Source organism: Pseudomonas sp. (assembly GCF_036387035.1).
In the GTDB taxonomy this organism is placed as follows: domain Bacteria; phylum Pseudomonadota; class Gammaproteobacteria; order Pseudomonadales; family Pseudomonadaceae; genus Aquipseudomonas.
Window position 1 is genome coordinate 17,449 of record NZ_DASVUM010000076.1, and the last position, 14,538, is coordinate 31,986.

Below are 14,538 nucleotides of genomic sequence, written 5' to 3' on the forward strand. Positions count from 1 at the left end.
GATCAGAAACGAGCAGGATCATGCGGCGCACTCTGGCGCCTTGTCAAACCCGAGGTCTGGCGTGCTCTCATGGCTTGAGCGGTTTGCAGAACAGCACATTTTCATGGGTCTCAGCTTGCAAGCGATGCACCGGCGACCCTGCGTTCTCGTAGCCCTGGCGAGGGTAAAAAAGCAGCGCACGAGGATTGCCCACCCAGACCGTCGCCCACAGCCTGGAAGCGTCTCGCCCCGAGGCTTCACGCTCGGCGCGCTGAAGCAACTGCCCACCCACGCCGCGCCCGGTAAACCGCTCCTGTACATAAAGGCGCTGCAATTCGGCGGCGTGCTGGTCGCCGATGAGGGCGTGATCGGTTTGCAGGCAGATTTGAGCAAAGCCGACCAGATGCTGACTGGCCTCAGCCAGCAGAAAGACCGTGTCGGGTCGCTTGATAAGCAATGAGAGGGTTTCGGGGGCGAACGATTCGAGCGCCTCGCGAGCAATGGCTTCGCGAACGCCCTCGGTTGCGTAGGTGTCCATGAACACCTGCATGCCCAACGCCGCGATCGTCAGCACATCCGATTGCGTAGCTGCGTGCAGGGTGAAATCGAGTTTGTCGCTGTTGTGCATGTTCGCCGCTTCCGTGAGTGCGAATGATGAATGGGCGGCTTGCCAGAGCCCACGGTATGTCTCATGCAACACAAATAACCGGTCAACCGCAATCAACGCAATCTTCGGCTTGAATGCGATCCACCGTAGGAGCCGGCTTGCTGGCGAACCGCTTTGGTCAGTTGACCACCTTCGTTTCCGGCCCACCGCGTTCCTAAGCAAACCGGCTCCCACACTCGAACGTACGGAACGCCCGCCTTTTGCAGCAGACGCAAACCCATAGAAGCACGCCTCTGAACATCGCGCGTCAGGCAGTTCTACCCGGTAGCGCCATTACTGCAACAGCGAATACACCAGCGCCGAAATTGAGATCAGCCCGATTACCACGACGAACACATTGGACGGTTTGCCTGCATAGCGGCGCATGGCCGGTACCTTGCGCACGGCGTACATCGGCATGATGAACAACAATGCAGCGATGACCGGGCCCCCGAGGGTTTCAATCATGCCAAGAATGCTCGGATTGAGCGTCGCCACCAGCCAGCAGACCACCAGCATGAAACCGGCGGTGAGGCGATCAAGCGTACGCGGCGAGGGACGACGGCCTGTTTTCACCACCAGACCTTTGAGGCCTTCGCTCGCGCCGATGTAGTGGCCCAGAAACGACTTGGTGATCGCCACGAAAGCAATCAACGGCGCGGCGAACGCAATGGTCGGGTTACTGAAATGGTTGGCCAGATACGACAGGATCGACAGATTCTGTGCCTTCGCTTCCGCCAGTTGCTCCGGCGCCAGGGTCAGCACGCAGCTGAAGACGAAGAACAGCACCATGACCACCATCAGCAGGTGCGCGCGGGCGAGAATCTGCGCGCTACGCGGTTCGGCCTGCTCGCCATAGTGACGCTTCTGGTCAACGGCAAACGCCGAGATGATGGGCGAATGGTTGAACGAGAACACCATCACCGGAATCGCCAGCCACAGCGTGTGCAACAGCGCCGAGGGTGCCGGAAGGCTGCTCGCCGTGGTGAAAATGCCGCCGTTCCAGTGCGGAATGAGGAACACCGCAAGAAACAGCAACGCCACGATAAACGGGTACACCATCAGGCTCATGGCCTTGACGATGATCCGCTCCCCACAACGCACCACCGCCAGCAGGCCGAGGATCAGCACGAAGGCGAGCAGCGCACGCGGCGGCGGCTGAACGTGCAACTGGTGCTCCAGGAAACTGCCGACGGTGTTGGTCAGCGCCACGCTGTAGATCAGCAGGATCGGAAACACGGCGAAGAAATACAGCAGCGTGATCAAGGCACCGGCCTTTTTGCCGAAATGTTGCTCGACCACCTCGGTGATGTCGGCGCCATCACGGCCCGACAGCACAAAACGGGTCAGCCCGCGGTGCGCATAAAAGGTCATCGGAAAGGCCAGTACGGCCAGAATCACCAGCGGCCAGAACCCGCCAATGCCCGCGTTGATCGGCAGGAACAACGTGCCCGCGCCGATGGCGGTACCAAACAGCCCGAGCATCCAGGTCGTGTCGTTGCGGTTCCAGGAAGTCGCGCTCGCGGGTGCAGCGTCCACGGTGTGTTCGACGCTGTTGGCCTGATCATTCATCCGGTCGATTCTCCGTTGCCGGTGATAGCTACATGGTCAAAAGCGCGTCGAAAAACGTGGCAGTCGGCGCCCCTGACCGGTTCTCTACAGGGAAAGGGGCGCGATTGTCCGGGATTAGAGAGCAGAATCAAAGGCTTGTCAGACCAAAAGCCTGCAACGGCTGGTGATGAACGCTATGAGTTGGGCGACGCTTGCTGCGCAAATCCAGCCGTCACGCGTCACTCGCCGGGGCCGTTGCGCCGCAATGGCATGCTCAGCTCCACCCGCAGACCATCATGACGGCTGTCGAAGCGCAGCGAGCACGCGCAGCGCTGGACGATGGCCTGAACAATCGCCAGGCCCAGCCCCGCGCCAGGGCTTTTACCGTTGCGCCAAAAGCGCTGGGTGAGCTTGTCCAGGTCCGGCTCGGGAATCCCCGGGCCGTGATCACGGACGCGGAAATGCGCCTGCCCGTCGAAGGTTTCAACACTCAGCTCCACCTGCGCCGTGGCTTGGCTGTGCCGCAGCGCGTTGTCCAGCAGATTGCGCAAAGCGGCCACCGCCAGCGCCGCCGGCATCTGCACGGCGGCGCTGGACAACTGCGAGGGCAGAATCAGCTCGATACGCTGGTCATCCGCGTGGCTGGCGTCGTGAATCGCCAGCCGCGCGACCTGTTCAGCGCTGCACTCCACGCCATCGTCGAACGAGAGGCTGCCCTCGACCCGCGCCAACAGCAGCAGCTGTTCGAGGGTGCGGTGCATGCGATCAGCGCCCTCTTCCGCGTGAACCAGCGCCGTGTCGCGCTTCTGGCCCTCGGTCATTCGCGCCACTTGCAGATGGGTCTTGATGGCGGTGAGCGGGCTGCGCAACTCGTGGGCCGCGTCGCCAGTCAGCCGTCGCTCGCGCTCCAGGGTCTGGGCGATGCGCTGGAACAATTGGTTCTGGCTTTTCAGCAGCGGTTGCAACTCGCTGGGCAGATGGGGCACGTCCAAGGGCTCGACCGAGTCGGCGCTGTGCCGGTTCAACGCATCGCGCATGCGGTTGAGCGGCGCCAGCCCCCGGCCGATGCCGAACCAGACCAGCGCCAGGCTGCCGAGCAGCGCGACCAGCACCGGCACCGACGCCGCCAACAACACCGAGTGTCCCAACACATCGCGCTCGATCTGACGGTCAGCGGTGCTCACCCTCACGTTGCCATGCAGCATCGTGTAAACGCGCCAGTGCTCGCCGTTGATCATCTGGTCATGCAGGCCGCTGGCGTCAGCCTTCAGCGGTTCGCTCGGCGAACTCTCGGTGCGCGCCAGCACCTGCCCGCGCGGGGAGCTCAACTGACACGCCATGCCGCTGGGCAACGCCGGATCGTCAGCCCGCAGGGAAAGGGTGTCGCCGCCGGTGGGCATCTGGACCTGCTCGAGCAGCCCCGCCACCATCCGCGCCGACGCCTCAAGCCGTTGATCGAGGGATTGCATCATCTGCGTGCGCAAGTCCCGCAGCATCCACGCCGCGGCCAGCACCCAGATAACAATGAACGCCGAGCCCAGGATCAGGCTCAGCCGCGTGCGCAGGCTCATCATGGCGTGGGCGCCGAATCGAGGCCGGCCGGGCCGAGGCGATAGCCCAGACCGCGCACGGTTTCGATGATGCCGCCGCCCAGTTTGCGCCGCAGGTGGTGAATATGAACGTTGAGGGCGTTGCTCTCGACTTCGTCGCCGAAGCCGTACACGCAATCCTTCAACTGTTCGCCGGAAAGCACACGGCCACTGTTGTTCAACAAGGCTTGCAGCAAAGCCTGCTCGCGGCGGGAAAGATCGACCGACTCACCGGCAAGCCGCGTTTCCCGGCTGCTCGGGTCGTAGCTGAGCACGCCGTGCTCGATCACATTAACGCTGCGCCCGGCCATGCGGCGCACCAGCGTGTGCAGGCGCGCGCTGAGTTCACGCAGGTCGAATGGCTTGAGCAGGTAGTCGTCCGCCCCGGCCTGCAAGCCATCGACGCGGTCGGTGACCGTATCGCGGGCCGTGAGAATCAGCACCGGAAGTTCGACCCCCTGTTGGCGCAACTGGCGCAGCAGCTTCAGACCATCTTCATCGGGCAGACCGAGGTCGAGAACCATCACGTCGAAATGCGCAGCCAAGAGCATGGCCCGGGCGGATGAGGCCATGGCCACGCGATCCACGGTCAGGCCCTGGGCATCAAGCCCGGCCACAATGCCGCTGGCAATCAGGTCATCGTCTTCGCAAAGCAGTACGTGCATGGTCGGCCCCGAAAAAACGCGATTGAAGCGCGCAGAGATTAACGGCGGATTATGCACGAGCCGCCGCAGACACGACGCGCCCCATAGGGTTAATCGACTGTTAATCGCTACTGCGCAGGCTGCGTCCAATTCATTGTGGCTGGAAGGTGCGCATGCGTAAGGTGTGGTTGATGATTCTGATGCTGATCCCGTTGCTGGCGCAGGCGCTGCCCGGTGGTGACCCCTTCCCGGCCAGGTCCGGCCCTTCAATCTTCAGCGAAAAGCCGGATTTCCTGTCGGCTAGGGAAGCGTTCATCTTCACCTCGGAACGCCTGGCGTCCGGCGGGACCCGCTTGTACTGGCAGATTCCGGACGGCTACTACTTGTATCAGCAACGGCTGAAGTTCGAAGGACTGAGCCAGGCACAGCAGCCCGTCCTGCCGAAGGGCGAAGACCATCACGACGAGTATTTCGGCCAGCAACAGGTTTATCGGCAAGCCCTTGAACTCACGATCCCGGCCTCGGCCAACGGTCAGATAAAAGTAAGCTGGCAGGGCTGCGCTGATGCCGGCTTGTGTTATCCACCGCAAAGCCAGCTCGTTAATGTGGGCAGCGGCAACGTGCAACCGGCCAGCGCTCAAGTTGGCAATCAAGCAGAAGATCAAGCGTTGGCCAGCGGCCTGGCGCAACGTTCTCTGGCCCTGAGCCTGCTGGTGTTTTTCGGGCTGGGTCTGCTGCTGGCGTTCACGCCCTGTTCACTGCCGATGCTGCCGATCCTCGCCGGCGTGGTGGTCGGCAGCGGCGCAAGACCCGCACGCGGTTTTGCGCTGGCCAGTGCTTACGTGCTGAGCATGGCGCTGATCTACGCCGGGCTGGGCGTGGTCGCCGCGCTGTTGGGCAGCAACCTGCAATCGACCCTGCAACAGTCCTGGCTGCTGGGCAGTTTCGCGCTGCTGTTTGTATTGCTTGCGCTGCCGATGTTTGGTTTCTTCGAGCTGCAATTGCCCGGCTTTCTGCGCGACCGTCTTGAGAACGCCGGGCGTCAGCGCCACGGTGGCAGTTTGTTGGGCGCCTCTGCGCTCGGTGCGCTGTCGGGACTGATGATCGGCCCGTGCATGACCGCGCCACTGGCCGGCGCGCTGCTGTATATCGCCCAGAGCGGCAACGCGCTGCACGGCGCGCTGGTGTTGTTCGTCATGGGGCTGGGCATGGGCCTGCCGTTGTTGCTGCTGGTCACGGTCGGCACGCGTTTTCTGCCAAAACCGGGCGCCTGGATGAACCTGGTCAAAGGCCTCTTCGGCTTCCTGTTGCTGAGCACGGCGCTGATCATGATTCGGCCGCTGCTCGCCGACGTACTGTGGCTGGGGCTGTTCGGCGCGCTGCTAATCATATTCGCCTACAGCGCCATCGTGCAGACACGGTCGCTGCAACGCGCCTCACTCATCTGCGCACCCGCCGGCCTGATCGTGGGCCTGTGGGGGGTGATGATGGTGATCAGCGCGGCGGCGGGCGGCGACGACCCCTGGCAGCCGCTCGAAGTCTTCAGCGGAGCGAAGCCCTCCAACGCAAGCGAGGCACGCGACGCGTTCACCACGATTAATGACCTGTTGGCGCTGGACCGGGAACTCGCCGCCACAGCAGCAGCCGGGCAGTGGGTGCTGGTCGACTACTACGCTGACTGGTGCGTGTCCTGCAAGATCATGGAGACGAACGTGTTCGCCAAAACTGAAACCCTGCAGGCATTAAACGGCGTGCGCCTGCTGCGCCTCGATGTCACCGCTGACAATGACGCCAGCCGCGCGCTGCTCGGTCGCTTCAACGTGCTCGGCCCGCCTACGCTGGTGTGGGTCGCGCCGGACGGCAGCGAAAGACGCGACCGGCGTATCACCGGTGAAGTCGACCTCCAAGGCTTTTTGCACCACTGGCAAACCACCCGGGGACGAGGCTGATGTTGAGTTTTTCCGTCGGGCGGTTCGCCCTGTCGCTCAACCATCTGCTGCTGCTCGTTGGCCTCGCGCTGGCGACTTTGGTCGGCTGGATTAGTGGCCGCAAGCAGCGAGTAAACCCGGAACCCTCCGTCTTCGGCCTGTTCATTGTCGGGCTGCTGGTGGCGCGTCTGGCGTTCGTCGCGCGCTACTGGCCGCAATATGAAAGCGACCTGCTGCGCATCGTTGATATCCGCGACGGCGGCTTCAGCGCCTGGTCCGGTGTCATCGCCGCTGTGGCCGGTGCCGCCGTCATGGCGTGGCGGCGGCCATTGCAGCGCTGGCCATTGGGTTGGGCCCTCGCCAGCGGATTGCTGTTCTGGTGGCTCAGCAGTCTGGCGGTTGAAAGCGTTCGTCGGGATGTCCCACTGCCCGATCTGGCCCTGCGCAATGGCGCCGGGGAGGGTGTGCAATTGCGCGATTACGCGGGCCGCAAACTGGTGATCAACCTGTGGGCGACCTGGTGCCCGCCGTGTCGGCGGGAAATGCCCGTTCTGCAAGCCGCGCAAAAGGCCAACCCCGACGTCGTGTTTCTGTTCGTCAATCAGGGAGAAAGCCCACGTGAAGTGGCGACGTTCCTCGGCAGCCAGGGTCTGCAACTGGACAACGTGCTGTTCGATGACAGTAGCGAACTGGGTCGGCGTGCAGGCTCAGCCGCCCTGCCCACTACGCTGTTTTATGGCGTGAACGGCCGTCAACTGAACGGGCATCTGGGCGAACTGTCCAGCGCCAGCCTCACCCATTACCTGGACGGCTTCAGCCAGTCGCCGAACGCTTCTTCGCCGACGTCTTCAACGCCTTCCTCTCAGCCTGCTTCACAATAAGGGACCACCCCATGAACTTCATGCGCCATGCGCTCATCGCCGCCGCCGTTTCGCTCTCCCTGCCAAGCGCGCTGGTCCACGCCGAAGCCCTGCCCGCCCCGATCAAGGCGCTGGAAGCCAAGGGCGCGACCATCAAAGGCAGCTTCGACGCGCCGGCAGGGCTGAAGGGCTACGCCGCCGAGTACCAGAATCAAGGCATGGCGCTGTACCTGACCCCGGACGGCAAGCATGTGCTGGCCGGCAATCTGTTCAATGAAAAGGGGGAGGACCTGAGCGCCGCGCCCCTGCAAAAGCTGGTCTATGGGCCGATGGCCGAGACGATGTGGAGCCGCATGGAAAACAGCACCTGGATCGCCGACGGCGCCAAGACTGCGCCGAAAGTCATCTACCTGTTCAGCGACGCCAACTGTCCGTACTGCAATCTGTTCTGGGAGCAGGCGCGGCCATGGGTCAAATCGGGGAAAATACAGTTGCGCCACATCATGGTCGGCGTGATCCGCGAGGACAGCGCTGCCAAAGCCGCCAGCCTGCTGGCCGACGCGAACCCGCAAGTGGCTCTGCAGAACCACGAGCAGGCAGGCAAAGCCAGCACGCTCAAGGCCATGCAGAACATCCCCAAAGACATCCAGGCCAAACTCGACGCCAACATGAAACTGATGGAAGACATGGGCCTGTCCGCCACACCGTCGATCTTCTACAAGGACGAGGCCGGACACCTCCAGCAGCAACAAGGCGCGCCTCGGCCTGAGTCACTGGCGAAAATGATGGGCCCCAAATAGCCGGGGTTCTGCTGGCGTAGCCGCCGGGTGGTGGACGCAGCGCGCTGACCAGTGGCGGCACGTGTTTCAACGCGGGTACTGCACAGGGCTGCCATCCGTGTAAAAATGTCGACCACCATTTCAAGAGCCACAGTCGGGAGGCTCGCTCCATGCGTTACGCCGAAGATCACAAAGCCCAGACCCACCAGCGCATCCTTCAGGAAGCCGCGGCGCGCTTTCGCCGTGACGGCATAGGCGCCACCGGTCTGCAGCCGTTGATGAAGGCATTGGGCCTGACCCATGGTGGTTTTTATGCGCACTTCAAATCCAAGGACGACCTGGTCGAGCGATCCCTGCGCTGTGCCGTCGATCAGTTGCACGCTTCGCGCACCGAGAAGCTGGCTGAAGACTCTTCGACTCAGGCGTTCATCGACCTGTACCTGTCGACCGCCCATCGTGACCATCCGGAAAAAGGCTGCCCCTTGCCGACCATGGCCTCCGAAATGGGCCAGCGCGGGCAACCCAGCGAGATTACAGACGAACTGATCAACCGTATGCTGGAAACCCTCGAAGCCGGGATGCCGGCCGATGGGCAGAGCAGTGACAAGAGCGTGATGCTCATGTCGGGTCTGGTGGGGGCGATGGTGCTGGCGCGCAGCGCGAAAGATCCGGCGCTTGCCGAGCGAATCCTGCAGACCACGCGCGATCAGCTCAAGCAACTCATCGAGGGTTGAGGCTCACCTCCCTGCTTTTTACGGCAGGGAGGCAGGCCGCTGGATCAGCGGTGTCTCTCGGGGATGTCCATCAGGAAGGCCCATCTGGGATATCCATCAAGGACCATCAGGAATGCCAGCGACGGAACAGCACGCTGGCGTTCACCCCGCCAAAGCCAAAGCCGTTCGACAGTGCGTACTCGATATTCATCGGGCGCGCCTTGCCGTGGACGATGTCGATCCCCTGCGCCGCCTCGTCGGGATTTTCCAGATTAAGCGTCATCGGCGCGATCTGGTCGCGGATCGCCAACGCCGTGAAGATGGCTTCGATGCCACCCGCTGCGCCCAACAAGTGGCCGGTGGCCGACTTGGTCGACGTCACGGCCACGCCATTCTGGTCACCGAACACGGTTTTGATGGCGGCCATTTCACCTTTGTCGCCCACCGGAGTGGACGTAGCGTGAGCATTGACGTGCTGTACATCGGCCGGCTGGATACCGGCCTGACGGAGCGCTGCCTGCATCGCCCGACGTGCGCCGCTGCCGTCTTCCGGACCCGCCGTCAGGTGGTAGGCGTCCGCGCTAGTGCCATAACCGACCAGTTCAACGATAGGCGTGGCGCCGCGGGCGAGCGCATGTTCCAGGGTTTCGATGACGATAATCCCCGCGCCCTCGCCCATGATAAAACCATCACGGTCGCGGTCGAAGGGCCGTGAGGCACGCTCCGGCGTATCGTTGAAGCCATTGGAGAGTGCACGCGCGGCCGCAAAGCCACCCAGCGCCACGCGATCAATACACGCTTCGGCGCCGCCGCAGATGGCCACGTCCGCTTCCCCGTTGCGAATCAGCCGCGCGGCATCACCGATCGCCTGAACGCCCGCGGCACACGCGGTGACCGGCGCGCCAAGCGGGCCTTTGAAACCGTGCTGGATCGACACATGCCCGGCCGCCAGATTGACCAGAAACGAAGGAATGGTGAAAGGCGACAATCGCCGCGGCCCACGAGTGTCAGTGGTGCGTACCGCCTCGGCGATGGCGCCGAAACCGCCCACACCGGCGCCAATGATGGTCGCGGTGCGCTCGCGTTCTTCCTCGGTAGAAGGCGCCCAGCCCGCCTGTTTGACCGCCTGCTGCGCCGCGCCCAGGGCGAACAGGATGAAGCGGTCCATCTTCTTTTGCTCTTTGGGCGGCGCGGCGGCGTCGGCATCGAACCCGGCCTCAGGGTCTTGCTCCAGCGTCGGCACCGGACCGCCGACCTTGCCCGAGAGATCAGCCACCGTTTGCTCAGGCAACCGCACGATGCCGGAGCGGCCTTCCAGCAATCGCTTCCATACCGCTTCGACGCCGGTGCCCAAGGGCGTTACCAGTCCCATACCCGTCACTACGATGCGACGCTCACTCATGCGTTCACCTTTTCCTCGTGTTTGGCAGTCGCCGGCACGTCACGCGCCAGCCGTTTTGTAGCGTTGCGCCGCATGCTGCAGCGAAAGGTTCGGTCCCAGTGCCAGACGCGCCTGGGTAAAGGCCTGCCAGTCCGCCGCATTGGGCAGCGAAGGAATCGTGACTAGCTCTTTCTGATCGAACCCGGACAGCGCGGCGTCGACCATCTCGTTGACGTCCATCACCATTTCCGGCGGGAAGGCGTTGATGTCCATCCCCGCACGCTCCCAGATTTCAGTACGGGTGGCGCCGGGCATCACCGCCTGGACTTGCACGCCCTTTTCGCTCAACTCGACAGCCAGCGACTGGGTCAAACTCAACACATAGGCCTTGCTGGCGGCGTACACCGCATTAAAACGCTCCGGAATCATTGGCACCACGGACGCGATATTGATAATCGCCCCGGTGCCCCGCGCGGAGAAACCGGCCGCTGCGCCTGACGCCAGATGAGTCAGCGCCACGATATTGAGTTGGATCAGGCGGTCCACTTCGCCCAGATCCGATTCAGCGAGAGTCGTGTTCAACGCGACACCGGCGTTATTGACCAGCAGCGTGATCGACGCATCCGAGCGCAGGCGCTGCTCGAGTGCACCGAGATCACCGGGCTGTGTCAGGTCGGCTTTCACCACGTCGACCTCGACCGAATGCTTCGCCCGAAGATCCGCCGCCAACGCGTCCAGCCGCGCCTGATCACGGGCGACCAGTACCAGATCGAATCCGCGCTGTGCCAAGCGGTCCGCATACGTAAAACCGATGCCCGACGACGCGCCGGTGATCACAGCCTTGCCTTGAGTTTGAGTCGTCATGAATGTTCTCCGTGGGAAAGTGAGCGTAGCTGCGAAGCGATATTACGCTCGTAATTTAAAAAATCATATGTCGGTCGACATTTTTCTGTTCAGGGGGACAAATCCAGGGCTCGACCTTATCGCGCACAAAAAAAAGGCCGATCAGTGATCGGCCTTGAGCTCAGGGGATTTCAATCAATCGACAACTTCTCGCGGTTCTTGTCCAGCAACGCTTTGCCGATGCCTTTGACTTCGATCAACTCGTCAACGGCGGTGAAACCACCGTGCTCTTCGCGGTAGGCGACGATGGCGTTGGCCTTGGCGGCACCGATGCCGGACAGCTCTTTCTGGAGGGTTTCCGGGCTGGCGGCGTTGAGATTGACCTTGGCGCCCTGCACAGCCGATGGGGCTGAGATGGCAGGCTTGGTTGCCTCTGCCGGGGCGGCGACCGGTGCAGCAGACGGCGCGGCCGTCACGGCGAGGGACGTACTCGCCAGCAGCGCGAAGATCAGGGAGGACAGGTAAGAAGTACGCATGAGTCATGCTCCATGGGCATCGTAAGTGGAAGCAGCATTCCTGAGCTGCTTCCCAAACCTAGCCGATGGCGTCAGCACGTCAACGCAGGGATCGGTGACCGGATATGTACTGACTCGCAGGCCCTGTATCTGGGGCCTCGGGCGCTATTCACGGCCGGATTTGCTGCGTAAGCAAAGGTTTCCAGTAACCGAACGCTTACGGTTCCCGGCGACGCTGCTGATGAATCCAGTCAACGATATCGCCTTCTGGTGCGTAGCCGCTGACGGTATCACCGAGGATTTGCCGAACGCGGGTGTAGTCGTCGTCGTCCAGGGCTTTGATCAGCTGCGACAGGCTTTGCTTGAAGACGTCCCACGCGAGAAAGTCTTCCTGGGCGCTCATGATCATCGGGTGGCGCGTCGCCGCCACGTTATTGCCGATCAGCAGTTCCTCGTAGAGCTTCTCGCCAGGCCGCAGCCCGGTGAACTCAATGGCGATGTCGCCCTGAGGGTTATGCTCCGAACGAATGCTCAGACCTGAGAGATGGACCATTTTCTCGGCCAGCTCGATGATGCGTACCGGCTCGCCCATGTCGAGCACGAACACGTCGCCGCCCTGCCCCATGGAACCGGCCTGAATGACCAGCTGCGCCGCTTCCGGGATAGTCATGAAGTAACGGGTGATTTTCGGGTGAGTCACCGTCAGTGGCCCGCCTGATTTGATCTGCTGATGAAACAGCGGAATCACCGAGCCGGACGACCCCAGCACATTGCCGAAACGCACCATGATGAACCGCGTCTTGTTGACCTGATGCACATTGGAGCGATCGCCGAACATCACCGGGGCGGTTTCCCGGCTCAAGGCCTGCAAGGTCAGCTCGGCAAGACGCTTGGTGCTGCCCATCACGTTGGTCGGGCGCACGGCCTTGTCGGTGGAGATCAACACGAAGTTGGCAACACCTGCCTGCAGTGCAGCCTGAGCGGCATTCAACGTACCAACCACGTTGTTGAGCACGCCCTCGGCGATGTTGTGCTCCACCATCGGCACATGCTTGTAGGCCGCCGCGTGGTAAACGGTGTTCACCTGCCAGGTCTTCATCACGTCCAGCAGCTTGGCATGGTTACGGATCGAGCCCAGGATCGGCAGCACTTTAACCTTGAGCGACTCGCGAGCGACGCGCCGCTCAAGCTCGGTGAGGATGGTGTACAGGTTGAATTCACTGTGATCGAGCAGCAACAGCGTGGTCGGCTTCAGCAACAGGATCTGCCGACACAGCTCCGAACCGATCGAGCCCCCTGCCCCGGTCACCAGTACGCATTGGTTCTTGATGCAGTGTTCGAGCAAGTCCGCTTGGGCCGGGACGGCGTCACGGCCAAGCAAGTCAGCGATGTCGACTTCCTGAAGATCGTCGACCTTGACCCGCCCTGCCGCCAGATCGGAGAAGTTCGGCACGCTGCGAACATGCAGCGGGAAGCCTTCGAGAAAACCGAGGATCTCCCGGCGTCGCGCCCTGGCTGATGACGGGATCGCCAGCAGGATTTCCTGCGCGCCCGTGACGTCGATCATCTGCTGGATGTGCTTGGGCTTGTAGACCTGAAGCCCGGAAATCACCCTGTTGGAGATTGAATCGTCGTCATCGATGAAGGCCACAGGCCGCATCGACCTGCCCATGCGCAAGGCAGCCACCAGTTGGTTGCCTGCCGCACCGGCACCGTAGATGGCGACTTTGGGCAGGCCGTCGTCGCGGGTGGCAAACGGAACGTGGCGCGCGGCGGAGAACCAGTCGCCGAGAAAATACTGCCGCATCGCCAGGCGCAGGCCGCCGATCATGACCAGGCTCAGCCACCAGTAATTGAACATCACCGATCGCGGCACGACGTGCTGATGGTTGCTGTAGAGGTAGACCACCACTCCAAGAATCAGCGCCGACAGGCTCACGGCCTTGATGATCGCGATCAGGGCGTCGTTGCCGAAATAGCGCATGACCGCGCGGTACATGCCGAAGCGAATGAAGAGCGGGATGGCGACAACCGGCGCGGACGCAAAAAGCCAGGTATGGATTTCAAGGGGATTGATGAGATCGTCGATGCCCAGGCGGACGACAAACGCCATCCACAAGGCGAACCAGATCAGACAGACGTCTGCGGCAACCTGCAGGATTCGCTTGCGCCGGCGAGGCAGCGCCAGCAGCGAAGTGCGTATTTTCTCCATCTTCCCCTCAAGCACGCGTTTAAACTCCTTTCAGTCGACCCCTGCCCCGGCCATTGATTCCTGTCCCGCAGGGGAATCGGATCAACAGCGTGAGCGGCGATGTCCATGCTCAGCTTTTTTCAAGCGCGCCTGCGTTGAATACGAATGCCAGGGCGAGCAGTGGAGCGTAAGCAATGATCACGCCGAGTGCGCCGTCCAGCTCGAAACGGGCGACACACACAGCAACTGGCAGCAGCCAGCACAGATTGATTACACCGACTGCGGACGTCACGGGAAGGTGCTTGCCAAAACGTCGCGAGGCGAATTGGTAAGCGTGACTTCTGTGAGCCTCATAGACCTTGTCGCCTCGAACGAGCCGACGGATGAGGGTTACTGTAGCGTCTACGATGAAAACCCCGAGAAGAATAAGCCATACCCACAAGAACTGCGAGGAAATCCACGCACCTTGCAGTGACAGACAGCCGAGCATGATGCCGAGGAATCCGCTGCCGGCATCGCCCATGAAGATTTTGGCGGGCGGGAAATTCCAGGCCAGGAAGCCCGCCACCGCGCACGCCAGCAGCACCGGCAGCCACGCCAGCGCGGGAAATCCACTCAACGCGTAAATGAGCGCGGCGCCGAGGCAGACGCAGATCGCCTCCACGCTGGCAATGCCGTCGATACCGTCCATGAAGTTATAGAGGTTGAGCAGCCACACCAGGTAAAACGCCGCCAGCACATTAACGATCACACCCGGATCAAGCGTTGCGCCGAAAATATCAATCGCTGGAAGACCACCCAGCCAGAACAACGCCCACACCGCCGCCACAAAATGCCCCAGCAGACGCCACCGTGCCGCAATATGGCCGTGGTCGTCGAGAAAGCCCAACGCCGCGATCAAAGCGCCCGCGCCAAACAG

At 62.2% G+C, this 14,538-nt stretch carries 13 protein-coding genes; 4 read left to right on the forward strand and 9 right to left on the reverse strand.

Annotated features, from left to right (window positions below; genetic code table 11):
- Positions 1-67: 67 nt before the first annotated feature.
- The 4 genes from VF672_RS06970 to VF672_RS06985 form a co-directional block, all read right to left on the reverse strand.
- Complete coding sequence (locus VF672_RS06970) at positions 68-607, reverse strand: GNAT family N-acetyltransferase (protein WP_331103003.1); 540 nt, start codon at positions 605-607, stop codon at positions 68-70.
- Between the two features lie 312 nt (positions 608-919).
- Positions 920-2,197 carry a serine/threonine transporter gene (locus VF672_RS06975; protein ID WP_331103005.1) on the reverse strand — a complete coding sequence of 426 codons (1,278 nt, stop codon included), beginning with the start codon at positions 2,195-2,197 and terminating at the stop codon, positions 920-922.
- Positions 2,198-2,415: 218 nt separating this feature from the next.
- Positions 2,416-3,750: an ATP-binding protein gene (locus VF672_RS06980; protein ID WP_331103007.1), complete on the reverse strand. Its 1,335-nt coding sequence runs from the start codon at positions 3,748-3,750 to the stop codon at positions 2,416-2,418.
- Positions 3,747-4,430, reverse strand: coding sequence for a response regulator (locus tag VF672_RS06985; protein ID WP_331103009.1), 684 nt, complete (start codon positions 4,428-4,430; stop codon positions 3,747-3,749). Before VF672_RS06985 ends, VF672_RS06980 begins: the two co-directional genes overlap by 4 nt.
- Positions 4,431-4,582: 152 nt before the next feature.
- Between VF672_RS06985 and dsbD the strand changes: the two genes are divergently transcribed.
- The 4 genes from dsbD (at position 4,583) to VF672_RS07005 (ending at position 8,710) form a co-directional block, all read left to right on the forward strand.
- Positions 4,583-6,358: a protein-disulfide reductase DsbD gene (gene dsbD, locus VF672_RS06990; protein ID WP_331103011.1), complete on the forward strand. Its 1,776-nt coding sequence runs from the start codon at positions 4,583-4,585 to the stop codon at positions 6,356-6,358.
- Complete coding sequence (locus VF672_RS06995) at positions 6,358-7,218, forward strand: TlpA disulfide reductase family protein (protein WP_331103013.1); 861 nt, start codon at positions 6,358-6,360, stop codon at positions 7,216-7,218. The genes dsbD and VF672_RS06995 overlap by 1 nt, the downstream gene beginning before the upstream one ends.
- An 11-nt stretch (positions 7,219-7,229) precedes the next feature.
- Positions 7,230-7,997 carry a thiol:disulfide interchange protein DsbG gene (gene dsbG, locus VF672_RS07000; RefSeq protein ID WP_331103015.1) on the forward strand — a complete coding sequence of 256 codons (768 nt, stop codon included), beginning with the start codon at positions 7,230-7,232 and terminating at the stop codon, positions 7,995-7,997.
- A 149-nt stretch (positions 7,998-8,146) separates the two neighbouring features.
- Positions 8,147-8,710: a TetR/AcrR family transcriptional regulator gene (locus tag VF672_RS07005; protein ID WP_331103017.1), complete on the forward strand. Its 564-nt coding sequence runs from the start codon at positions 8,147-8,149 to the stop codon at positions 8,708-8,710.
- A 106-nt stretch (positions 8,711-8,816) separates the two neighbouring features.
- Here VF672_RS07005 and fabF read toward each other — a convergent pair whose 3' ends face one another.
- The 5 genes from fabF to VF672_RS07030 form a co-directional block, all read right to left on the reverse strand.
- Positions 8,817-10,091: a beta-ketoacyl-ACP synthase II gene (fabF, locus tag VF672_RS07010; protein ID WP_331103019.1), complete on the reverse strand. Its 1,275-nt coding sequence runs from the start codon at positions 10,089-10,091 to the stop codon at positions 8,817-8,819.
- 39 nt (positions 10,092-10,130) lie between these two features.
- Positions 10,131-10,934, reverse strand: a complete 804-nt coding sequence (locus VF672_RS07015) for an SDR family oxidoreductase (RefSeq protein ID WP_331103021.1) — start codon at positions 10,932-10,934, stop codon at positions 10,131-10,133.
- Positions 10,935-11,104: 170 nt separating this feature from the next.
- Positions 11,105-11,449 carry a helix-hairpin-helix domain-containing protein gene (locus VF672_RS07020; protein WP_331103023.1) on the reverse strand — a complete coding sequence of 115 codons (345 nt, stop codon included), beginning with the start codon at positions 11,447-11,449 and terminating at the stop codon, positions 11,105-11,107.
- 196 nt (positions 11,450-11,645) lie between these two features.
- Positions 11,646-13,640 (reverse strand): nucleoside-diphosphate sugar epimerase/dehydratase, encoded by a 1,995-nt coding sequence (locus VF672_RS07025; protein ID WP_331103025.1) that lies wholly within the window; start codon positions 13,638-13,640, stop codon positions 11,646-11,648.
- Positions 13,641-13,749: 109 nt separating this feature from the next.
- Positions 13,750-14,538 (reverse strand): glycosyltransferase family 4 protein (locus VF672_RS07030; protein ID WP_331103027.1); only part of this gene is annotated, 789 nt, incomplete at its 5' end.